The sequence below is a fragment of the Streptococcus oralis genome (genome assembly GCF_026782285.1).
In the GTDB taxonomy this organism is placed as follows: Bacteria; Bacillota; Bacilli; order Lactobacillales; family Streptococcaceae; genus Streptococcus; species Streptococcus oralis_CG.
Genome location: NZ_JAKUWG010000003.1, coordinates 300656 through 320753, shown reverse-complemented (window position 1 = coordinate 320753; position 20098 = coordinate 300656). Strand labels below are relative to the sequence as shown.

13 protein-coding genes are annotated in these 20098 nt (G+C 43.4%); 9 read left to right on the top strand and 4 right to left on the bottom strand.

Features of this window, described 5'->3' with window-relative positions; genetic code table 11:
* Positions 1–50: 50 nt before the first annotated feature.
* The 3 genes from arcC to arcA form a co-directional block, all read right to left on the bottom strand.
* Positions 51–998, bottom strand: a complete 948-nt coding sequence (gene arcC, locus MK403_RS03865) for a carbamate kinase (RefSeq protein WP_268709002.1) — start codon at positions 996–998, stop codon at positions 51–53.
* A 293-nt stretch (positions 999–1291) separates the two neighbouring features.
* Positions 1292–2308 carry an ornithine carbamoyltransferase gene (argF, locus tag MK403_RS03860; protein WP_000149839.1) on the bottom strand — a complete coding sequence of 339 codons (1017 nt, stop codon included), beginning with the start codon at positions 2306–2308 and terminating at the stop codon, positions 1292–1294.
* A gap of 58 nt (positions 2309–2366) precedes the next feature.
* The gene (arcA, locus tag MK403_RS03855) at positions 2367–3596 is read right to left on the bottom strand and encodes an arginine deiminase (protein ID WP_268709001.1); all 1230 of its coding nucleotides are present in this window, start codon (positions 3594–3596) and stop codon (positions 2367–2369) included.
* Between the two features lie 754 nt (positions 3597–4350).
* Between arcA and MK403_RS03850 the strand changes: the two genes are divergently transcribed.
* Positions 4351–6030, top strand: a complete 1680-nt coding sequence (locus MK403_RS03850) for an alpha-L-fucosidase (protein WP_268709054.1) — start codon at positions 4351–4353, stop codon at positions 6028–6030.
* Positions 6031–6066: 36 nt separating this feature from the next.
* On the opposite strand, the gene MK403_RS03845 is transcribed toward MK403_RS03850, so the two are convergent.
* Positions 6067–8154, bottom strand: coding sequence for a GH92 family glycosyl hydrolase (locus tag MK403_RS03845; RefSeq protein ID WP_125837793.1), 2088 nt, complete (start codon positions 8152–8154; stop codon positions 6067–6069).
* A gap of 170 nt (positions 8155–8324) precedes the next feature.
* Here MK403_RS03845 and MK403_RS03840 point away from each other — a divergent pair, with 170 nt between their 5' ends.
* The 8 genes from MK403_RS03840 to MK403_RS03805 all read left to right on the top strand — a co-directional run bounded on the left by MK403_RS03840 (position 8325) and on the right by MK403_RS03805 (position 20038).
* On the top strand, positions 8325–9605 hold the full coding sequence (locus MK403_RS03840; RefSeq protein ID WP_268709000.1) for a glycoside hydrolase family 125 protein: 1281 nt from the start codon (positions 8325–8327) through the stop codon (positions 9603–9605).
* Positions 9606–9660: 55 nt separating this feature from the next.
* Positions 9661–12306, top strand: a complete 2646-nt coding sequence (locus MK403_RS03835) for an alpha-mannosidase (RefSeq protein ID WP_268708999.1) — start codon at positions 9661–9663, stop codon at positions 12304–12306.
* Between the two features lie 86 nt (positions 12307–12392).
* Positions 12393–13262 carry an ROK family protein gene (locus tag MK403_RS03830; protein WP_268708998.1) on the top strand — a complete coding sequence of 290 codons (870 nt, stop codon included), beginning with the start codon at positions 12393–12395 and terminating at the stop codon, positions 13260–13262.
* Positions 13256–15136 carry a beta-N-acetylhexosaminidase gene (locus MK403_RS03825; protein WP_268708997.1) on the top strand — a complete coding sequence of 627 codons (1881 nt, stop codon included), beginning with the start codon at positions 13256–13258 and terminating at the stop codon, positions 15134–15136. The genes MK403_RS03830 and MK403_RS03825 overlap by 7 nt, the downstream gene beginning before the upstream one ends.
* A 117-nt stretch (positions 15137–15253) precedes the next feature.
* Positions 15254–16372 (top strand): DUF4767 domain-containing protein, encoded by a 1119-nt coding sequence (locus tag MK403_RS03820; RefSeq protein WP_268708996.1) that lies wholly within the window; start codon positions 15254–15256, stop codon positions 16370–16372.
* 206 nt (positions 16373–16578) lie between these two features.
* Positions 16579–17508: an ABC transporter permease gene (locus MK403_RS03815; protein ID WP_084925398.1), complete on the top strand. Its 930-nt coding sequence runs from the start codon at positions 16579–16581 to the stop codon at positions 17506–17508.
* A 13-nt stretch (positions 17509–17521) separates the two neighbouring features.
* Positions 17522–18445 carry a carbohydrate ABC transporter permease gene (locus tag MK403_RS03810; protein WP_000818344.1) on the top strand — a complete coding sequence of 308 codons (924 nt, stop codon included), beginning with the start codon at positions 17522–17524 and terminating at the stop codon, positions 18443–18445.
* Between the two features lie 108 nt (positions 18446–18553).
* Positions 18554–20038 carry an ABC transporter substrate-binding protein gene (locus MK403_RS03805; protein ID WP_268708995.1) on the top strand — a complete coding sequence of 495 codons (1485 nt, stop codon included), beginning with the start codon at positions 18554–18556 and terminating at the stop codon, positions 20036–20038.
* The last annotated feature ends 60 nt before the right edge of the window (positions 20039–20098 follow it).

Below are 20098 nucleotides of genomic sequence, written 5' to 3'. Positions count from 1 at the left end.
TTGGTTTACCTGAGTACTCCTGGTTAGAGCTTGTACTTGGGTTAAAATGGCTAGTCTTTAACAATAATTGTTCCGCTTTCGGACTCGATCAAGGCGTCTAGATTGCTGAGGGAAGTGATAACAGCCTTGCCTTCTGGGCGGTTGGTTACAAAATCAATAGCAGCTTCGACTTTTGGTAGCATGCTACCCGGTGCGAATTGTCCTTGCTTGATGTATTCTTTTAGTTGACTGATAGTAACGTGTTCCAGTTTTTCCTGATCTGGTTTATTGTAGTTAACATAAACATAGTCTACGCCAGTAAGGACGATAAAGAGGTCCGCTTCGACGAGTTCTGCTAGTCGTTGAGACGCAAAGTCTTTGTCGATAACGGCTTCGACCCCACGTAAGTAACCGTTTTCATTTTTGACAACAGGGATACCTCCTCCACCTGCTGCGATGACAACTTGACCATTATCGAGCAAGGTGCGGATGCTGTTGATTTCTTTGATGTCGATTGGTTTTGGTGAAGCCACCACTTTACGCCAGCCACGACCGGCATCTTCTTTGAAGGTTGCTCCTGTTTTTTCGCTCTCAGCTTTGGCATCCTCTTCTGAGTAGAATGGACCGATTGGTTTGGTAGGATTGATAAAGGCAGGGTCCGCTTTGTCTACTACAACTTGGGTAACAACAGAAGCGACATTTTTATCAAGTCCTACATCGAGCAATGCGTTATCAAGAGCACATTGTAGCCAAAAACCGATACTACCCTCGGTCATGGCAACCAAAGAATCAAGGGGGAAGGCAGGATTTTTTTCCGAATCTGCCATCAAGTGTTGAAGCAAGAGATTACCCACCTGAGGACCATTTCCGTGAGTGATGATCAGTTCATCTCCGTTTTGAATCAACTTGACCAGATGACGAGCTGTTTCTACCAGAGCAGCTTGTTGAGCTTGGGCAGATGGGTCAGTGGAGAGGATGGCATTTCCGCCTAAAGCAACGACGATTTTTCTATGAGACATGAGCTCTCCTTTCTTTAATATGGTAAACCTGACAGAACTCCAAGAGCTACAGGCAGGTATGATGATAAAATATGAAGTGGAGGTAGCGTCTTTTCAAAAGACAAATTAGTCATTACTACTAGTAAAAGGGGTTGAACGCATAGCCGACGTTTATCAGAATGAGACTAGGAAGCAGGAAGATGACAAGAGTAAGGTGGCAAATTTGTCAAAGAGGATCCTTGCTTTCTTTCGCTAGAACTGATAAGCTATCATAGCTTTCGTCTCAACCCCTGTGTTGTGTATACGAGTAAGTTTTATACTTTAGGAATGTAGAGATTTCCAAGAGTAGCAGCCATAACAGCTTTGATAGTGTGCATACGGTTTTCTGCTTGGTCAAAGTGACGAGCATACTTGCTGCGGAAGACTTCGTCTGTTACTTCCATTTCTTCTACGCCAAATTTTTCAGCAACATCTTTACCATAGACAGTGTGAGTGTCGTGGAATGCTGGTAAACAGTGCAAGAAGATTAAGTTTTCGTTGCCTGCTTTTTTCACTAAGTCCATATTGACTTGGTAAGGTTTCAAAAGTGCAACGCGTTCTGCGAATTTGTCTTCTTCCCCCATAGATACCCAAACATCTGTGTAAAGTACGTCTGCACCTTTGACAGCTTCGTCTGCATCTTCGGTGATGAGGATGTGTGCGCCGCTTTCTTTAGCAAACCCTTCAGCCAATTCAACGATTTCTTTTTCTGGGAAGAGTTCTTTTGGTGAGAAGATGTGAACGTTAACACCAAGGATAGCACCTGTTACCAGCAAGCTATTGGCAACGTTGTTACGTCCATCACCACAGTAAACTAATGTCAAGCCTTCCAAACGGCCAAAGTTTTCTTGAACAGTCAAGTAGTCAGCCAGCATTTGAGTTGGGTGCCATTCGTCAGTTAGACCGTTCCATACTGGGACACCTGAGAATTCTGCCAATTCTTCAACCATGCGTTGGCTGAAACCACGGAATTCAATCCCGTCAAACATACGACCCAAAACTTTTGCAGTATCTTCAGTAGATTCTTTTTTACCTAACTGAATGTCATTTGCTCCGAGGTATTCTGGATGAGCACCAAGGTCAATAGCTGCAGTTGTAAAGGCTGCACGTGTACGAGTAGAAGTTTTTTCAAACAGGAGGGCGATATTTTTACCAGCAAGGTAGTGGTGTTGGATATTGCGTTTTTTCAAATCCTTCAAGTGAGCTGAAAGACCGATAAGGTATTCTAACTCTGCGCGAGTAAAGTCTTTTTCTGCTAAGAAGCTGCGTCCTTGGAATACTGAATGTGTCATTCTATTATTTCCTCTTTCTATTTTTTTACATTTTTTATTGACAAATACTGAATAGCGATTATACTTCTTCACGTTCAAATGGCATAGACATACAACGAGGTCCACCACGGCCCCGAACCAATTCGCTTCCGCGAATCTTAATCAAGCGAAGCCCGTATTCTTCTAGGATCTTATTGGTAATGGTATTGCGGGCATAAACGACTACTACACCAGGTGCGATGGTCAAAGTGTTGGAGCCATCATTCCATTGTTCACGCGCAGCTGCTACGATATTGCCACCACCGCAACGGATCAAATGAACTTTTTCTACGCCGAGGTTCTTCGCAAGAAGTTCAGCTAAGTCACCTTTTTCTTCAACAATCTTGAGTTTTTCATTTTCATAAGTGACAGAGTAGACACGAAGATCGCCTTCGATTTCTGGGTGAATTGTGAACTTGTCATAGTCAACCATGGTGAAGACAGTATCCAAGTGCATGAATTTACGGTTGTTAGCAAATTCAAATGCCAATACTTTCTTGAAGCCAACCTTTTTCTTGAAGATGTTCACCAAGAGTTTTTCAATCGAAGCTGCATCTGTACGTTGAGAGATACCTACTGCGAGAACGTCTTTAGAAAGAACGAGCTCATCTCCACCTTCAATACGAGTATCTTCTTCACGGTTGTAGACCAATTCTACTTTTCCGCCATAGATTGGATGGTGTTTGAAAATGTATTTACCATAAAGAGTTTCACGGTTACGAGTATCTGCATACATGTGGTTAAGCGATACGGCATTACCAATAGTTGCAAATGGGTCGCGAGTGAAGTAGAGGTTTGGCATTGGGTCGATAGCAAATGGATAGTCTGACTCAACCAAGTCAGTTAAGCCTTTTGCTTCTTCAGGAATTTCTGGCAATTCAACTTTTTGAACCCCTGCCATAGTTTTTTCAACCAATTCTTGGTTGTCCTTGATACCGTGAAGCAATTCACGAATAGCCGCCTTGGTTTGACGACCACGGATGTTGGCTTCGTCTAAATATTCCTCGATAAATTGATCGCGGATTTCTGGGGAAGTCAATGATTCAGCAGCCAATTGCTCTAGGTAAAGGACCTCAATTCCTTCATCACGAAGAGCTTGAGCAAATGCGTCATGTTCTTTTTGAGCATCTTCCAAGAATGGAATGTCATCAAAAAGAAGCCTTTCGAGATAGTCCGGCAACAAGTTTTCCAACTCTTTGCCTGGACGGTGCAACATAACTTTTTTCAGTTTCCCAATTTCTGAGAATACCTGAATTGGATGTGAAGACATGTGTTTTCCTCCTTAAAAATTTTTAACGGTGGCACTTTTTGGTACCGCTTACATTTACGTTATATCATATTCTCAGAGGCGTGTCAATAGTAAAAAATGATTAAAAATTCGGACAAAACAAGGTTTTAGTAGTATTTTATGTTATTATACGATGGCGAAAGGAATTATAGGAAATAAATGTATAAACTTCTACTAAAAAGAATATAATATTTTTTGAAAAAATTATGCTAAATTTCACATTTTAAGAAGAAATGTCCAGATTTTAATTCAGTTCTGACGAGGAATTGAGAGGAGCAGTGATTGAAAGTCGTTTAGAAAATTATATGAAATCTATCTGAAAGCCTTTCTTTTGAATGGCATAAAATGTATATTGTACAAATTATAGAATCTTTTCTGAGTATTTAGGAAGACAGCCTTGTCTTATTGACGGGACCTCGATTTTTTGTTATAGTCAACGAGGCAACAACTAGGAAGAAGGGTTTATTCACAAGTTGTGGATAAGTCTGGGGAGAGCAGGACATTCAGCTAATATCCTAAAGGGTTCTTGATAATAGTACTGGCAACCAGTAACTGGCCAGCTTTCTAGTAGAAATCCTAGTGCAGTTGGGATTTGAGCAGAGTTTGCTGAAGGTGATGGGTTGAAAGTCAAAGAGCTGGAGTCTAGAAAAGCTAGTTTTTAGGCATGTTTTCTTATCCACAGATTGTGGATAAATTTGTGAACAAGAGAAATAATCAGAGAAAGAGATACGAGATGATGACGAAAATAAAACCGCATGGACCATTACCAAGTCAGGCCCAGCTGGATTATTTAGAGGATGAACTAGCTGCCTTTATCCATTTTGGCCCCAATACCTTTTATGACCAAGAATGGGGAGGTGGGCAAGAGGATCCTAAGCGTTTTAACCCGACCAAGTTGGATGCGCGTGAATGGGTTCGAGTGCTCAAAGAAACAGGTTTTAAAAAACTGATTTTGGTGATCAAGCATCACGATGGCTTTGTCCTCTACCCGACAGCCCACACAGATTATTCGGTCAAGGCTAGCCCTTGGAGGGATGGAAAGGGGGACTTGCTCCTTGAGGTTTCCAAAGCTGCGACTGAGTTTGACATGGATTTGGGAGTGTATTTGTCTCCTTGGGATGCTCACAGTCCCCTCTATCACGTGGACCGAGAAGCGGACTACAATGCCTACTATCTGGCTCAATTGAAGGAAATCTTGTCAAATCCTGTCTATGGAAATGCTGGTAAGTTCGCTGAGGTGTGGATGGATGGTGCTCGAGGAGAAGGGGCCCAGAAGGTCAACTATGAGTTTGAGACTTGGTTTGAAACCATTCGTGACTTGCAGGGCGATTGTTTGATTTTCTCAACTGAAGGGACCAGTATCCGCTGGATTGGGAATGAACGAGGCTATGCAGGGGATCCCTTGTGGCAAAAAGTCAAACCAGACCAGTTAGGAACAGAAGCGGAATTAGATTATCTACAGCACGGAGACCCCTCTGGAACGCTATTTTCAATCGGTGAAGCAGATGTTTCTCTTCGCCCGGGCTGGTTTTACCATGAGGATCAGGACCCTAAGTCTCTCGAGGAGTTGGTCGAAATCTACTTTCATTCGGTAGGGCGGGGGACTCCACTCTTGCTTAATATCCCACCGAATCAAGATGGCCTCTTTGACGAAAAGGATATCCAGCGTCTCTATGAATTTGCTGCCTACCGTGACGAGTTCTATAAAGAGGATTTGGCTTTGGGGGCCAAGGTATCTGACCCTGCTCTATCGCCAGACTTTGCCTGTCATCATCTGACAGATGGACGGAAGACCAGTTCTTGGGCAAGTGATGCAGAGTTGCCAATCCAATTAGAGCTCGATTTAGGATCACCTAAAACTTTTGATGTGATTGAGTTAAGAGAAGATTTGAAGTTGGGGCAACGCATCGCTGCTTTTCATGTTCAGGTAGAGTTGGATGGTGTCTGGCAGGAGTTTGGATCTGGTCATACTGTTGGCTACAAACGTCTCTTACGAGGATCAGTCGTTGAGGCGCAGAAGATACGTGTGACCATTACAGAGGCACAGGCTTTGCCTTTGTTGACCAAGATTTCACTCTATAAAACACCTACCTTGTCGAAAAAAGAAGCTGTTCAGCAGCTAGAGTTTTCAGAAAAAAGTCTGGCTGTGACCAAGGGAGAAAATGTCCACTTTACAGTGAAGCGAAGAGAATCTAGCAGTCCTTTAGAAGCTAAGATTTCGATTCAACCAGGGACGGGTGTGCATGGTGTCGCTTATCGGGACGAGATTCAAGTTCTTGCGTTTCAAGTTGGCGAGACTGAAAAAAGGCTGACGATACCAACCTTGTATTTTGCAGGAGATAAAACCTTGGACTTTTATCTGAATTTGATGCTAGAGGGTCAGCTGGTTGACCAGCTTCAGGTTCAAGTTTCATAAAAGAAGAACCTTTGCATGATGCAAAGGTTCTTTTGGTTATGAGTGATTCGGTAGCCAGTTGAGAGTGAAGGTCAGTTGCTCAGCTTTCAAGAGGTCTTGGTGTTGAATGCTAGATACTGGGGTCTGGTCCAATCGGCATTCTTTGACAAAGTTGAAATGGCTATGGTTTTGCTCGGCATGGATATCCAGCCATTTACCTTCTTTAGCCAGGTAGATACGGAGGTGGTCAAAGAGAGGGATTCCGAGATCGTAGCTGGGCTTGCCCGGACAGGTCGGATAAAAACCAAGAGCTGACCAAATGTACCAAGCCGAGAGACTGCCATTGTCCTCATCGCCAGGATAGGCTTCCCAGCTTGGGCGAAAGGCTTTCTGACGCAAGGTTTTGATGAGTAGAGCAGTGTATTCGGGGTAGTCACTGTAGCGGAAGAGATAAGGGATGTGGAAGCTAGGCTGGTTGGAAATGGCGATTTGCCCAAAAGGAGCGGTAGCCATCTCGCTCATTTCATGAATCTCGTAACCATAGCCGGTCGTCTCAAAGAGGGGAGCATCCTGACAGGCTTTCAAAAGATAGTTGCTAAATGCTTCTTTTCCACCCATAAGTTGGATTAAGCCTGGGATGTCGTGGAGGACCCCTAAAGTTGCTTGAATGGCAGAGCATTCGGCGTAGTCGCGTCCCCAACTATAAGGAGAGAAGTCGGTGCGGAAGTTTCCTTGACTATCACGCGCTCGCATGTAACCTGTCTCAGCGTCAAATAGATGGCGGTAATTTTGTGATGCAGACATGTAGGTCTCAGCTATTTCTCTTTTCCCTAGTTTTTCGGCACAGCTGGCGATACAAAAGTCACTATAGGCGTAGTCTAGGGTATGGCTAACGCTTTCGTGGTGGTCGGTAGAGAGGTAGCCCAGTTCTTGGTATTGGGCTAGTCCATGGCGACCATTGATGCCGAGAGAGTCGGACTTGGTGGCTGTTTCAAGCATGGCTTGAAGGAGTTCTTCTTCCAAGTCGGGAGCCATGCCCTTGCAGGCGCTATCTGCGATAATACCATCTAAAAGAGTACCCGGCATCATGCCACGTTCATCTGGGGCCAGCCATTTTGGAAGAAATCCAGTATCGCGGTAGCTATTGAGGAAACCTTCTAGAAAGCGGTGATAGTGTTCCGGTATGATAAGGGCAAAGAGGGGAAAGGTGGTGCGGAAGGTATCCCAGAAACCATTGTTGCTAAAGAGGACACCGGGCTTGACAGTACCAGTAGTCAGATCCATGTGGATGGATTGCCCTGATTCATTAACCTCATAAAAAGTCTGTGGGAAGAGGAAGAGTCTGTAAAGGCAGTGGTCAAAGAAGGTTCGGTCAGCCTCTCCTGTCTCGATAACGTCAAAACGATGGAGGAGATCTTCCCAGTCTGCTTGTGCACTGGCTTTACAGCTATCAAAGTCCTTTTGAGGTAGATTAAGCAGAGCTTGAGAAGGCGAGATGAAAGAAGTTGCTAGCTGGATTTCAGCATGGCTATCTGCAAGGTCAATACGCCAGTCTCCGCCTTCTTGGCTGACAGCAAGAATATCCGTGTTCATTTGCAGGGCAGTGAATAGTTTTAGCGGATTTTTGTTGGTCTCTGTTTTGCCTTCTTGTCTCAGGGCAAGAGTCCGCTTATCTATTTGTTCGACTGTCAGTTCATCCGCTGCGTGAAGACAGAGGGAGAGGGCTTTGTCTTGCTTTTGCTCTAAACGAATAGAAGCACCGTAACAAGTCGAAGTAAGCTGGGTTTCGATCTGATAGCGCAGGGAGAAAATTTTCAGATAATGAGGTTGGAAAGAGGCCTTATCCCTATCATAGGAAGATTGGCGATGAAAGAGACTGTCTCCGCCCAGTTGGCCTGTAACAGGTGTCAGGAGTAGCCAAGAGTAGTCCCCAATCCAAGGACTGGGCTGGTGGGTTAATCGAATCCCCTGAAAGATGGGCAGATGCGGATCGAAAAACCAAGCTCCCTCCTGGTCACTGGTCTGGGGAACAAAGTAATTCATCCCAAAAGGAACGCCTGTGTAAGGCAGGGTATTTCCCCGAGAGAAGGCATGCTTGCTAGCAGTACCAAAGCGGGTATCGATGGTTTCAAGTAGTGGTTTCATAGTCTTTCCTTTAGCTGTTTTTCTACATTATATCAGAAAAAGGTGGCATTTAAATATGGGGTTCGAAAGTAAGCAATTTTGTAGAAAAATGACTATCATTTGTGTATGTATTTTCTGTCTCAAAAACTATATACTGAACATGAAACTTGTTTGAAAGAGGAAACTGCACGATGATTTATTCGAAAGAAATTGTTAGAGAATGGCTAGACGAAGTAGCGGAGCGGGCTAAGGACCATCCGGAGTGGGTAGATGTCTTTGAGCGTTGCTATACAGACACCTTGGACAATACGGTTGAAATCTTAGAAGATGGCTCAACTTTTGTCTTGACTGGGGATATTCCTGCCATGTGGCTTCGGGATTCGACAGCCCAACTCAGACCCTACCTTCATGTGGCTAAAAGAGATCCTCTCTTGCGTCAGACCATTGCAGGTTTGGTCAAGCGTCAGATGACCTTGATTCTCAAGGATCCGTATGCTAACTCCTTTAACATTGAGGAAAACTGGAAGGGTCACCATGAGACTGACCACACAGACCTTAATGGCTGGATTTGGGAGCGCAAGTACGAGGTGGACTCGCTTTGCTATCCTTTGCAGTTGGCTTATCTCCTTTGGAAAGAGACTGGGGAGACCAGTCAGTTTGATGAGACTTTTGTCGCAGCGACCAAGGAAATTCTCCATCTTTGGACAGTGGAACAAGACCACAAGAATTCACCTTATCGTTTTGTCCGCGACACAGATCGAAAAGAAGATACTTTGGTAAATGATGGCTTTGGACCTGACTTTGCAGTGACAGGTATGACCTGGTCAGCTTTTCGTCCGAGTGATGACTGCTGTCAGTATAGTTATTTGATTCCGTCCAATATGTTTGCCGTAGTTGTCTTGGGTTATGTGCAAGAAATCTTTGCAGCATTTGTCCTAGATGATAGCGAGAGTATTATCGCAGATGCTAAGCGTCTCCAGTCTGAAATCCAAGAAGGGATTGAAAACTACGCCTATACCACTAACAGCAAGGGCGAAAAGATTTACGCCTTTGAAGTGGACGGTCTAGGAAATGCTAGCATCATGGATGATCCAAACGTACCAAGTCTGCTGGCGGCGCCTTATCTGGGCTACTGCGATGTCAACGATGAAGTGTATCAGGCAACTCGTCGTACCATTCTAAGCCCTGAAAATCCATATTTCTACGAAGGAGAATATGCTAGTGGTCTCGGAAGTTCTCATACCTTTTATCGCTATGTCTGGCCGATTGCCCTCTCTATCCAAGGCTTGACAACAAGTGATAAGGCAGAGAAAAAATACTTGCTGGATCAGCTGGTTGCCTGCGATGGTGGTACAGGTGTCATGCACGAAAGCTTCCACGTGGATGACCCAACGCTTTACTCTCGTGAATGGTTCTCCTGGGCCAACATGATGTTCTGTGAATTGGTCTTGGATTACCTAGATATTCGCTAGCCAATTCTTTAGTTAGATAGAAATAAAAATTTAAGTTAGAATGAGGTTTTACTTCATGGAAAATGTTGTTGTACATATTATCTCACATAGTCACTGGGATCGTGAGTGGTACTTGCCTTTTGAAAGCCACCGTATGCAGTTGGTGGAATTGTTTGACAATCTCTTCGATCTCTTTGAAAATGACCCTGAGTTCAAGAGTTTCCACTTGGACGGCCAAACCATTGTCCTTGATGACTACTTGGAAATTCGCCCTGAAAATCGCGACAAAGTCCAACGTTACATTGACGAAGGCAAACTCAAAATTGGTCCCTTTTACATCTTGCAGGATGATTACTTGATTTCCAGTGAAGCCAACGTCCGTAATACCTTGATTGGTCAAGCAGAATGTGCAAAATGGGGCAAATCCACTCAGATTGGTTACTTCCCAGATACCTTTGGAAATATGGGACAAGCTCCCCAAATCCTTCAAAAATCAGGCATTCACGTGGCAGCCTTTGGCCGTGGTGTCAAGCCGATTGGATTTGATAACCAAGTCCTCGAAGATGAGCAGTTCACTTCCCAGTTTTCAGAAATGTACTGGCAGGGTGCAGACGGAAGTCGCGTTCTTGGTATCCTATTTGCCAATTGGTACAGTAACGGAAATGAAATCCCAGTTGATAAGGATGAAGCCCTGACCTTTTGGAAACAAAAACTGTCAGACGTGCGTGACTACGCTTCGACCAACCAATGGTTGATGATGAACGGCTGTGACCACCAGCCTGTACAGCGAAATCTGAGCGAAGCCATTCGTGTGGCCAATGAACTCTTCCCAGATGTGACCTTTGTGCATAGTTCCTTTGATGACTATGTCCATGCAGTAGAAAGTGCTCTACCTGAGCAACTATCTACCGTTACAGGTGAGTTGACCAGTCAGGAAACAGATGGCTGGTACACACTTGCCAACACTTCTTCTTCACGGATTTACCTTAAACAAGCCTTCCAAGAAAATAGCAACCTGCTAGAACAAGTGGTGGAACCATTGACTGTCATCACTGGCGGCCACAACCACAAGGACCAGTTGACCTATGCTTGGAAAGTCCTTCTACAAAATGCGCCACATGACAGTATCTGTGGTTGTAGCGTGGACGAGGTTCACCGTGAAATGGAGACACGTTTTGCCAAGGTCAACCAAGTCGGAAACTTCGTTAAGACCAATCTTCTCAATGAGTGGAAGGGCAAAATCGCAACCCACGAAGCCCAAAGCGACCATCTCTTTACTGTCATTAACACAGGCTTGCATGACAAGGTTGATACGGTCAGCACAGTGATTGATGTGGCGACTTGTGATTTCAAAGAATTGCACCCAACAGAAGGCTATAAGAAGATGGCAGCCTTGACCTTGCCAAACTACCGTGTCGAAGATTTGGAAGGACATGCTATAGAAGCGAAAATCGAAGATCTGGGAGCTAATTTTGAGTATGATTTGCCAAAAGACAAGTTCCGTCAGGCTCGTATCGCTCGACAAGTGCGCGTGACAGTCCCTGTTCATCTGGCACCACTTTCTTGGACAACTTTCCAATTGCTTGAGGGAGAACAAGAACACCGTGACGGTATTTACCAAAATGGAGTGATTGATACGCCATTTGTAACGGTAAGCGTGGATGAAAACATCACGGTCTACGACAAGACAACTCATGAAGCTTATGAAGACTTTATTCGCTTTGAAGACCGTGGTGACATCGGAAATGAGTACATCTATTTCCAACCAAAAGGAACAGAGCCTATCTACGCAGATCTGAAAGGTTATGAAGTCTTGGAAAATACAGCTCGTTTTGCCAAGATTTTGCTCAAGCATGAATTGACAATTCCAGTAAGTGCAGACGAAAAACTAGATGCAGAACAAAGAGGCATCATCGAGTTTATGACGCGTGAAGCTGGGCGCTCAGAAGAATTGACAAGCATTCTTCTTGAAACAGAGATGACCGTCTTTGTTGACAATCCACAAATCCGCTTCAAGACTCGCTTTACCAACACCGCCAAGGACCACCGTATCCGTCTCTTGGTCAAGACTCATAATACGCGTTCAAGCAATGATTCTGAAAGCATCTATGAGGTGGTGACAAGACCAAACAAACCAGCTGCTTCTTGGGAAAATCCTGAAAATCCACAACACCAACAAGCCTTTGTCAGCCTTTATGATGATGAAAAAGGAGTGACGGTGGCAAATAAAGGATTGCATGAGTATGAAATCCTTGGAGACGATACCATTGCCGTGACCATTCTTCGTGCCTCAGGTGAGTTAGGTGACTGGGGTTACTTCCCAACACCAGAGGCTCAATGCTTGCGTGAGTTTGAAGTCGAGTTTACACTTGAATGCCACCAAGCAGGGGAGCGCTTCTCAGCCTTCCGTCGTGCTAAAGCCTTCCAAACACCATTCACTAGTCTTCAAGTTGCTAAACAAGAAGGAAGTGTTGCTGCGACTGGTAGCCTCTTGAGTCATGCGGCACTCAGCTTACCACAAGTTTGCCCAACAGCCTTTAAAGTGGCTGAAAATGAAGAAGGATATGTCCTTCGTTACTACAATATGAGTCAAGAAAATGTGCGTATATCAGAACACCAACAAACCATTTTGGACTTGCTTGAACGACCATATCCAGTTCATTCAGGACTCTTAGCACCACAAGAGATTCGCACAGAATTGATCAAAAAAGAAGACATTTAACAGTTTTAAAGAATACTATGAGATAGAAAGGAGGGGCGAAAGAGTTAGGATGAACTACTGAGTCGCCCCTTTTTATGGGAAGAACAATGACCATTGCAACCATTGATATCGGAGGGACTGGGATTAAGTTTGCCAGTTTGACTCCTGATGGGAAAATACTAGATAAGACAAGTACTCCGACACCAGAAAACTTAGAGGCTTTACTGGCTTGGCTAGACCAACGCTTATCAGAGCAAGATTATAAGGGCATTGCTATGAGTGTTCCAGGCGCGGTCAATCAAGAAACAGGTGTGATTGAGGGAATTAGTGCCGTACCTTATATTCATGGCTTTTCTTGGTATGAGGCCCTTGCTCATCATCAGCTACCTGTCCATCTGGAAAATGATGCCAACTGTGTTGGGCTTAGTGAATTGCTAGCTCACCCAGAAATTGAAAATGCAGCCTGTGTCGTGATTGGTACAGGAATCGGCGGCGCCATGATTATCAATGGCAAGCTTCACCGAGGTCGCCACGGCTTGGGAGGAGAGTTTGGCTACATGACAACCATTGCACCAGCAGAAAAGCTCAACAACTTGTCGCAACTAGCGTCAACTGGAAATATGGTGCGATACGTGATTGAAAAATCTGGTCAGACTGACTGGGACGGACGCAAGGTTTACCAAGAGGCTGCAGCTGGTAATGCTCTTTGTCAAGAAGCTATTGAACGCATGAACCGTAATCTGGCGCAAGGCTTGCTCAATATTCAGTATCTCATCGACCCAGATGTCATTAGTCTGGGAGGCTCCATCAGCCAAAATCCAGACTTTATCCAAGGTGTCAAGAAGGCTGTCGATAACTTTGTCGAGACCTACGAAGAATACACGGTCGCACCTGTTATCCAAGCCTGCACCTATCATGCAGATGCCAATCTCTACGGTGCCCTTGTCAACTGGCTACAGGAGGAAAATCAGTGGTAAGATTTACAGGGCTTAGTCCCAAACAAACGCAAGCTATTGAAGCATTAAAAAATCACATTTCTCTGCCAGATGTAGAGGTAGCTGTCGCTCAGTCTGATCAAGCCTCTATTTCTATCAAGGGTGAAAGTGGACACTATCAACTAACCTATGACAAACCTCATCAACTCTATCGTGCCTTGTCCTTGTTAGCAACAGCTCTAGTAGAAGGTGATAAAGTGGCGATTGAGGAGCAGGCGGCTTATGAAGATTTGGCCTACATGGCAGACTGTTCTCGAAATGCGGCGCTGAATGTGGCTTCTGCCAAGCAGATGATTGAGGTCTTGGCTCTCATGGGCTACTCAACCTTTGAGCTTTATATGGAAGACACCTATCAGATTGAGGGGCAGCCATACTTTGGTTACTTCCGTGGGGCTTATTCAGCTGAAGAGTTACGGGAAATCGAAGCCTATGCCCAGCAGTTTGACATGACCTTTGTGCCCTGTATCCAGACCTTGGCCCACTTATCAGCCTTTGTCAAATGGGGTGTCAAGGAAGTGCAAGAACTCCGTGATGTAGAGGACATTCTCCTTATTGGCGAAGAAAAGGTTTATGATTTGATTGATGGCATGTTTGCCACTCTATCTAAACTGCAGACTCGCAAGGTCAATATCGGGATGGATGAAGCCCACTTGGTTGGCTTGGGACGCTACCTCATCTTGAACGGTGTTGTGGACCGTAGTCTTCTCATGTGCCAACACTTGGAGCGCGTTCTGGATATTGCAGACAAGTATGGTTTCCACTGCCAGATGTGGAGTGATATGTTCTTCAAACTCATGTCAGCAGATGGCCAGTACGACCGTGACGTGGAGATTCCAGAGGAAACTCGTGTCTACCTAGACCGTCTCAAAGACCGTGTGACCTTGGTTTACTGGGATTATTATCAGGATAGTGAGGAAAAATACAACCGCAATTTCCGCAATCACCACAAGATTAGCCAAGATATTGCCTTTGCAGGTGGGGCTTGGAAGTGGATTGGGTTCACACCCAACAACCATTTCAGCCGTCTTATTGCTGTAGAAGCCAATAAAGCCTGCCGTTATAATGACATCAAAGAAGTCATTGTAACGGGTTGGGGAGACAATGGTGGTGAGACAGCTCAATTTTCTATCCTACCAAGCTTGCAAATCTGGGCAGAACTCAGCTACCGCAATGACCTCGACCGTTTGTCTGCCCACTTCAAGACCAATACAGGTCTATCAGTTGAGGAATTCATGCAGCTTGACCTTGCCAACCTCTTGCCAGACTTGCCGGACAATCTCAGTGGCATCAATCCCAACCGCTATGTCTTTTATCAGGATGTTCTCTGCCCTATTCTTGACAGACACATGACACCTGAACAGGACAAACCACACTTCGCTCAAGCAGCTGAGACGCTTTCTGAAATCAAAGAAAAAGCAGGAAATTATGCTTACCTCTTTGAAACTCAGGCTCAGTTGAACCAGATTTTAAGTAGCAAAGTGGATGTGGGACGACACATTCGTCAGGCTTACCAAGCAAACGATAAAGAAAGTCTGAAAGCAATCGCAAGACAAGAATTACCAAAACTTAGAAGTCAAATCGAACACTTCCATGCCCTCTTTAGCCACCAATGGTTGAAAGAAAACAAGGTCTTTGGTTTGGATACGGTTGATATCCGTATGGGCGGACTCTTACAAAGGATCAAGCGAGCAGAGAGTCGTATCGAGGCTTATCTGGCAGGTCAGATTGATCGCATCGAAGAATTAGAAGTCGAAATCCTTCCGTTTAATGATTTTTATGGAGACAAGAACTTCGCAGCAACTACAGCCAATCAGTGGCATACCATTGCGACAGCTTCGACCATTTATACGACATAGGCTAGGCATTTATCACAAACAGTTAAACATCTCCTTTTAAATACATGGAGATGTTTTTTGATTTGGAGATAGGGAAGGAGTATAATGAAGGTAGAAAGATAGTTTGGAGGTCTGACCATGAAAAAGCTACTACTAGTCCTAGCTACTAGCATGCTAGTCTTATCTGCCTGCCATAAAATGACAGAGGATGGAGCAACTAGTCCGTCAATACCAAGGGAGCAACAAACCAAGGAAACAACCAACTATTTTCACTACCTAGCAGATTCCTATCAAAAGGCTTTTTCGCATGAAAAAGATCATAAGGATACAACCGTCCAATCACCTATGGCTGCTACAGTTGCAGCCATGGAAGAACTTGAGTTATCTAATCCGACTGATCAAGCCTTGATTATGAAGAACTACTCGGATTTTCAGAAGCTAATTCAATACAACACCGAAAAGTGGGAGGAAGAGTTTGCAAGCTGGGCTTCTTCTATGGGGCAGTCCTATCATAGACTAGAGCATGCAAACTTTGATGAAAAAAATGAACTAATCAAAAAATTAGAAACTACAACAGTCTCTCAGAAAAGTGTCAAATGGAATGTTTTTGGAGTATCGAGTGACAATGCTTATGACTACTTGGCTTTGGATGCCTACTATGACAATCAGGACAAACATTTCTACCTATTTACACTGAAGGATGGGCAAGCACAGGTCTTGCATTCCGATAAGACACTGGAAACTATCCCTACTGCAAATTTTGAAGAGACTGAAAACACAGATTTAGCACAACGTTTTAAGGAATTTCTATTAAAAACAAGTGTAACTACAGAGAGCGAGCCAGATACAGATAATAGTTCTTTAATAGACAAGATAAAAACAGCCATGGAATCTTACTCGGATAGTAAAGGTGAAAGATTCAAGTCAACTAACTTAGCAACATATGGTCACTACTATGGACTAGCAGTACCAGACCAGATAATGCAATTTGGGCAAGTGGATGGGATGAATTATACTTTTAAATGGTATGGCTATATTGCTGGTTCTGGTTCTGGGAGGTTTGATATCCTAGCTTGCTATGTGAATGAAGCAGAGACAGAGGTGATTCTCTTTGGCTACAAGGATGGCAATCCTGCTCTTTTACAAACCGAAGGAAGACCAGAGATTGAGAAAAACGAATCAGGGGCTATCATAAATGCACAGGTTCATTTTGTCGAGTTTCATCACTCAATATTGGAACAAGTTTTCAATCAGTAAAGCGGAAATACACTTATCGTATGCAAAGTGTTTCTCGTGAAACCTATTTCTTATAAAAAACTTCTCCACATAAAATAATTTGTGGAGTTTTTTCTATAATTAGTAGTTTAAACTGACCTTCAAATAGGAGTATACTAATAATGTAATCGTTATCAAACCTAAAAATTCGATAGAATCAGTTTTTAGGAATAAAAAGGGAGGAAATTATGAAAAAGTTTTCAAAGACCTTGAGAGATAACTGGATCTTTCTCTTGATGGTTTTACCAGGGGCTCTCTGGCTGATTCTATTCTTTTACATTCCAGTATTTGGGAATGTGGTCGCCTTTAAAGACTACCATATGACCAGTAATGGTTTCATAGATAGTATTGTGAATAGTAAATGGGTCGGGTTAGATAATTTCAGATTCTTGTTTAGTTCAAAAGATGCCTTTATCATCACTCGAAATACTGTTCTTTACAATCTCGGCTTCATCTTTATCGGTTTGATTGTATCAGTAGGGATTGCCATTATCCTCAGTGAGCTTCGCTCTAAGAGAATGGTTAAGATTTTCCAAACGTCTATGTTGTTCCCTTACTTCTTGTCATGGGTTATCATCAGTTTCTTTACAGATGCCTTCCTAAACATTGACAAAGGGGTTTTCAACCATTTCCTAACATCCATTGGCATGAAGGAAATCAACTTCTATGCTGACTTAGGTATTTGGCCATATCTTCTCCTTTTCCTAGGAATTTGGAAAGGCTTTGGATATAGCAGTGTCATGTACTATGCGACGATCATGGGAATTGACCCAACTTATTACGAAGCAGCAACAGTGGACGGGGCTAGCAAGTGGCAACGTATTCGCAACGTAACCATTCCTCAGTTGACTCCGCTTGTAACAGTCTTGACCATCCTTGCAGTCGGAAATATCTTCCGTGCAGACTTTGGTCTCTTCTATCAAATCCCACACAATGCTGGTCAGCTTTACAATGTAACCAACGTTTTGGATGTATATGTCTTTAATGGTTTGACTCAGACAGCAGATATCGGTATGGCTTCAGCAGCCGGTCTTTACCAATCCGTTGTCGGTTTGATTCTAGTTATCCTATCAAACTTGCTTGCAAGACGAGTCGATCCAAACTCAGCTTTGTTCTAGAAAGGAGGAGAATATGGCAGAAAAGAAAATTAAAAAAGAAAAAATCGATAATGTCGGCATTCACTCCTTCAGTAAGAAAGCAGATATCTTCTTTAGTATCATCTCTGGTTTGATCGCTCTTTCTTGTATATTGCCCTTTATCTTCGTTATCATCATTTCGGTGACAGACGAAAAGAGCATCCTCCAGTATGGATATAGCTTTTTCCCTTCGAAATTTGGTGTAGATGGATTCCAGTTCTTAGCTCAGTTTAAAGATAAGATTCTCCAAGCGCTCTTTATCTCAGTTTTTGTAACCGTAGTCGGAACAGTGACCAACGTCTTCATTACAACCACTTATGCCTACGCCATCTCACGGACAACCTTTAAGTACCGCAGATTCTTCACAATCTTTGCCCTTCTCAGTATGTTGTTCAATGCTGGTTTGGTACCAGGCTATATCGTGGTGACTCGTTTGCTTCAACTTGGTGATACGGTTTGGGCCTTGATTGTTCCAATGCTTCTCTCACCATTCAACATCATCTTGATGCGTTCCTTCTTCAAGAAGACCATTCCAGAAGCCATTCTAGAATCTGCTCGTATCGATGGTGCCAGTGAAGCACGGATCTTCTTCCAGATCTGTTTACCATTGTCACTTCCAGGTATCGCAACTATCACGCTTTTGACAGCTCTTGGTTTCTGGAACGACTGGTTCAACGCCCTTCTTTATATCAAGAGTGACAACTTGTATCCATTGCAATATTTGCTCATGCAAATCCAGCAAAATATGGACTACATCGCAAAAGCAGTCGGCCTATCTGGTCAACTGGGAGTCGCTCTTCCAAAAGAAACAGGTCGTATGGCCATGGTTGTTGTTGCAACCCTTCCAATCGCGATTCTGTACCCATTCTTCCAACGCTACTTTGTTAAAGGGTTGACGATCGGTGGTGTGAAAGAATAGCACTTACTGAGAAACACCGTTTCTCCCTTCCCAACTTCATCTTAGTGACTGAAGTTACAAATTATTAAATCGTTTATAAGTTTAAAAATAAAAAAAGGAGTTTTTATCATGAAAAACTGGAAAAAATATGCTTTTGCATCTGCTAGCGTAGTCGCTTTGGCTGCAAGTCTTGCTGCTTGTGGAAACCTTTCAGGTAACAACAAAAAAGCTGCTGACTCAGCTTCAGGTGACAAACCTGTTCTTAAAATGTACCAAATCGGTGACAAACCAGATAACTTGGATGAATTGCTAGAAAATGCCAACAAAATCATCGAAGAAAAAGTTGGTGCTAAATTGGATATCCAATACCTCGGATGGGGTGACTACGGTAAGAAAATGTCAGTTATCACATCATCAGGTGAAAACTACGATATTGCCTTTGCAGATAACTATGTTGTAAATGCTCAAAAAGGTGCTTACGCTGACTTGACTGATTTGTACAAGAAAGAAGGAGCAGAGCTTTACAAAGCACTTGACCCAGCTTACATCAAAGGGAACACTGTAAACGGTAAGATTTACGCTGTTCCAGTTGCAGCCAACGTTGCATCATCTCAAAATTTTGCCTTTAACGGCGCTCTTCTTGCCAAATATGGCATTGACATTTCAGGTGTCACTTCATACGAAACACTTGAACCAGTCTTGAAACAAATCAAAGAAAAAGCTCCAGACGTAGTACCATTTGCGGTTACGAAGAACTTCATCCCATCTGATAACTTTGACTACCCAGTACCAAACGGACTTCCATTCGTTATCGACCTTGAAGGAGACACTACTAAGATTGTAAACCGTTACGAAGTGCCTCGTTTCAAAGAACACTTGAAGACTCTTCACAAATTCTATGAAGCTGGATACATTCCAAAAGACGTAGCAACAAGCGACACTTCATTTGACCTTCAACAAGATACTTGGTTCGTTCGTGAAGAAACAGTAGGACCAGCTGACTACGGTAACAGCTTGCTCTCACGTGTTGCTAACAAAGACATCCAAATCAAACCAATCACTAACTTTATCAAGAAAAACCAAACAACACAAGTTGCTAACTTTGTCATCTCAAACAACTCTAAGAACAAAGAAAAATCAATGGAAGTGTTGAACCTCTTGAACACTAACCCAGAACTCTTGAACGGTCTTGTTTACGGTCCAGAAGGCAAGAACTGGGAAAAAGTTGAAGGTAAAGAAAACCGTGTCCGCGTCCTTGATGGATACAAAGGAAACACTCACATGTCAGGTTGGAACACTGGTAACAACTGGATCCTTTACATCAACGAAAACGTTACAGATCAACAAATCGAAGATTCTAAGAAACAATTGGCAGAAGCTAAGGAATCTCCAGCACTTGGATTCATCTTTAACACTGACAGTGTGAAATCTGAAATCTCAGCAATCTCTAACACAATGCAACAATTCGATACAGCTATTAACACTGGTACTGTAGACCCAGATAAAGCAATTCCAGAATTGATGGAAAAATTAAAATCTGAAGGTGCCTACGAAAAAGTATTGAACGAAATGCAAAAACAATACGACGAATTCTTGAAAAACAAAAAATCATAAGATCGATTGATTTCGTGTATTCATTCCTAATTCCTAAAAATGTGATCACTGCCTTCCTTA

Excerpts from the sequence above, each read along its gene's own strand:
- arcC (WP_268709002.1), bottom strand. The coding sequence starts at position 998 with ATGTCTCATAGAAAAATCGTCGTTGCTTTAGGCGGAAATGCCATCCTC.
- argF (WP_000149839.1), bottom strand. The coding sequence starts at position 2,308 with ATGACACATTCAGTATTCCAAGGACGCAGCTTCTTAGCAGAAAAAGAC.
- arcA (WP_268709001.1), bottom strand. The coding sequence starts at position 3,596 with ATGTCTTCACATCCAATTCAGGTATTCTCAGAAATTGGGAAACTGAAA.
- MK403_RS03850 (WP_268709054.1), top strand. The coding sequence starts at position 4,351 with ATGACGAAAATAAAACCGCATGGACCATTACCAAGTCAGGCCCAGCTG.
- MK403_RS03845 (WP_125837793.1), bottom strand. The coding sequence starts at position 8,154 with ATGAAACCACTACTTGAAACCATCGATACCCGCTTTGGTACTGCTAGC.
- MK403_RS03840 (WP_268709000.1), top strand. The coding sequence starts at position 8,325 with ATGATTTATTCGAAAGAAATTGTTAGAGAATGGCTAGACGAAGTAGCG.
- MK403_RS03835 (WP_268708999.1), top strand. The coding sequence starts at position 9,661 with ATGGAAAATGTTGTTGTACATATTATCTCACATAGTCACTGGGATCGT.
- MK403_RS03830 (WP_268708998.1), top strand. The coding sequence starts at position 12,393 with ATGACCATTGCAACCATTGATATCGGAGGGACTGGGATTAAGTTTGCC.
- MK403_RS03820 (WP_268708996.1), top strand. The coding sequence starts at position 15,254 with ATGAAAAAGCTACTACTAGTCCTAGCTACTAGCATGCTAGTCTTATCT.
- MK403_RS03815 (WP_084925398.1), top strand. The coding sequence starts at position 16,579 with ATGAAAAAGTTTTCAAAGACCTTGAGAGATAACTGGATCTTTCTCTTG.
- MK403_RS03810 (WP_000818344.1), top strand. The coding sequence starts at position 17,522 with ATGGCAGAAAAGAAAATTAAAAAAGAAAAAATCGATAATGTCGGCATT.
- MK403_RS03805 (WP_268708995.1), top strand. The coding sequence starts at position 18,554 with ATGAAAAACTGGAAAAAATATGCTTTTGCATCTGCTAGCGTAGTCGCT.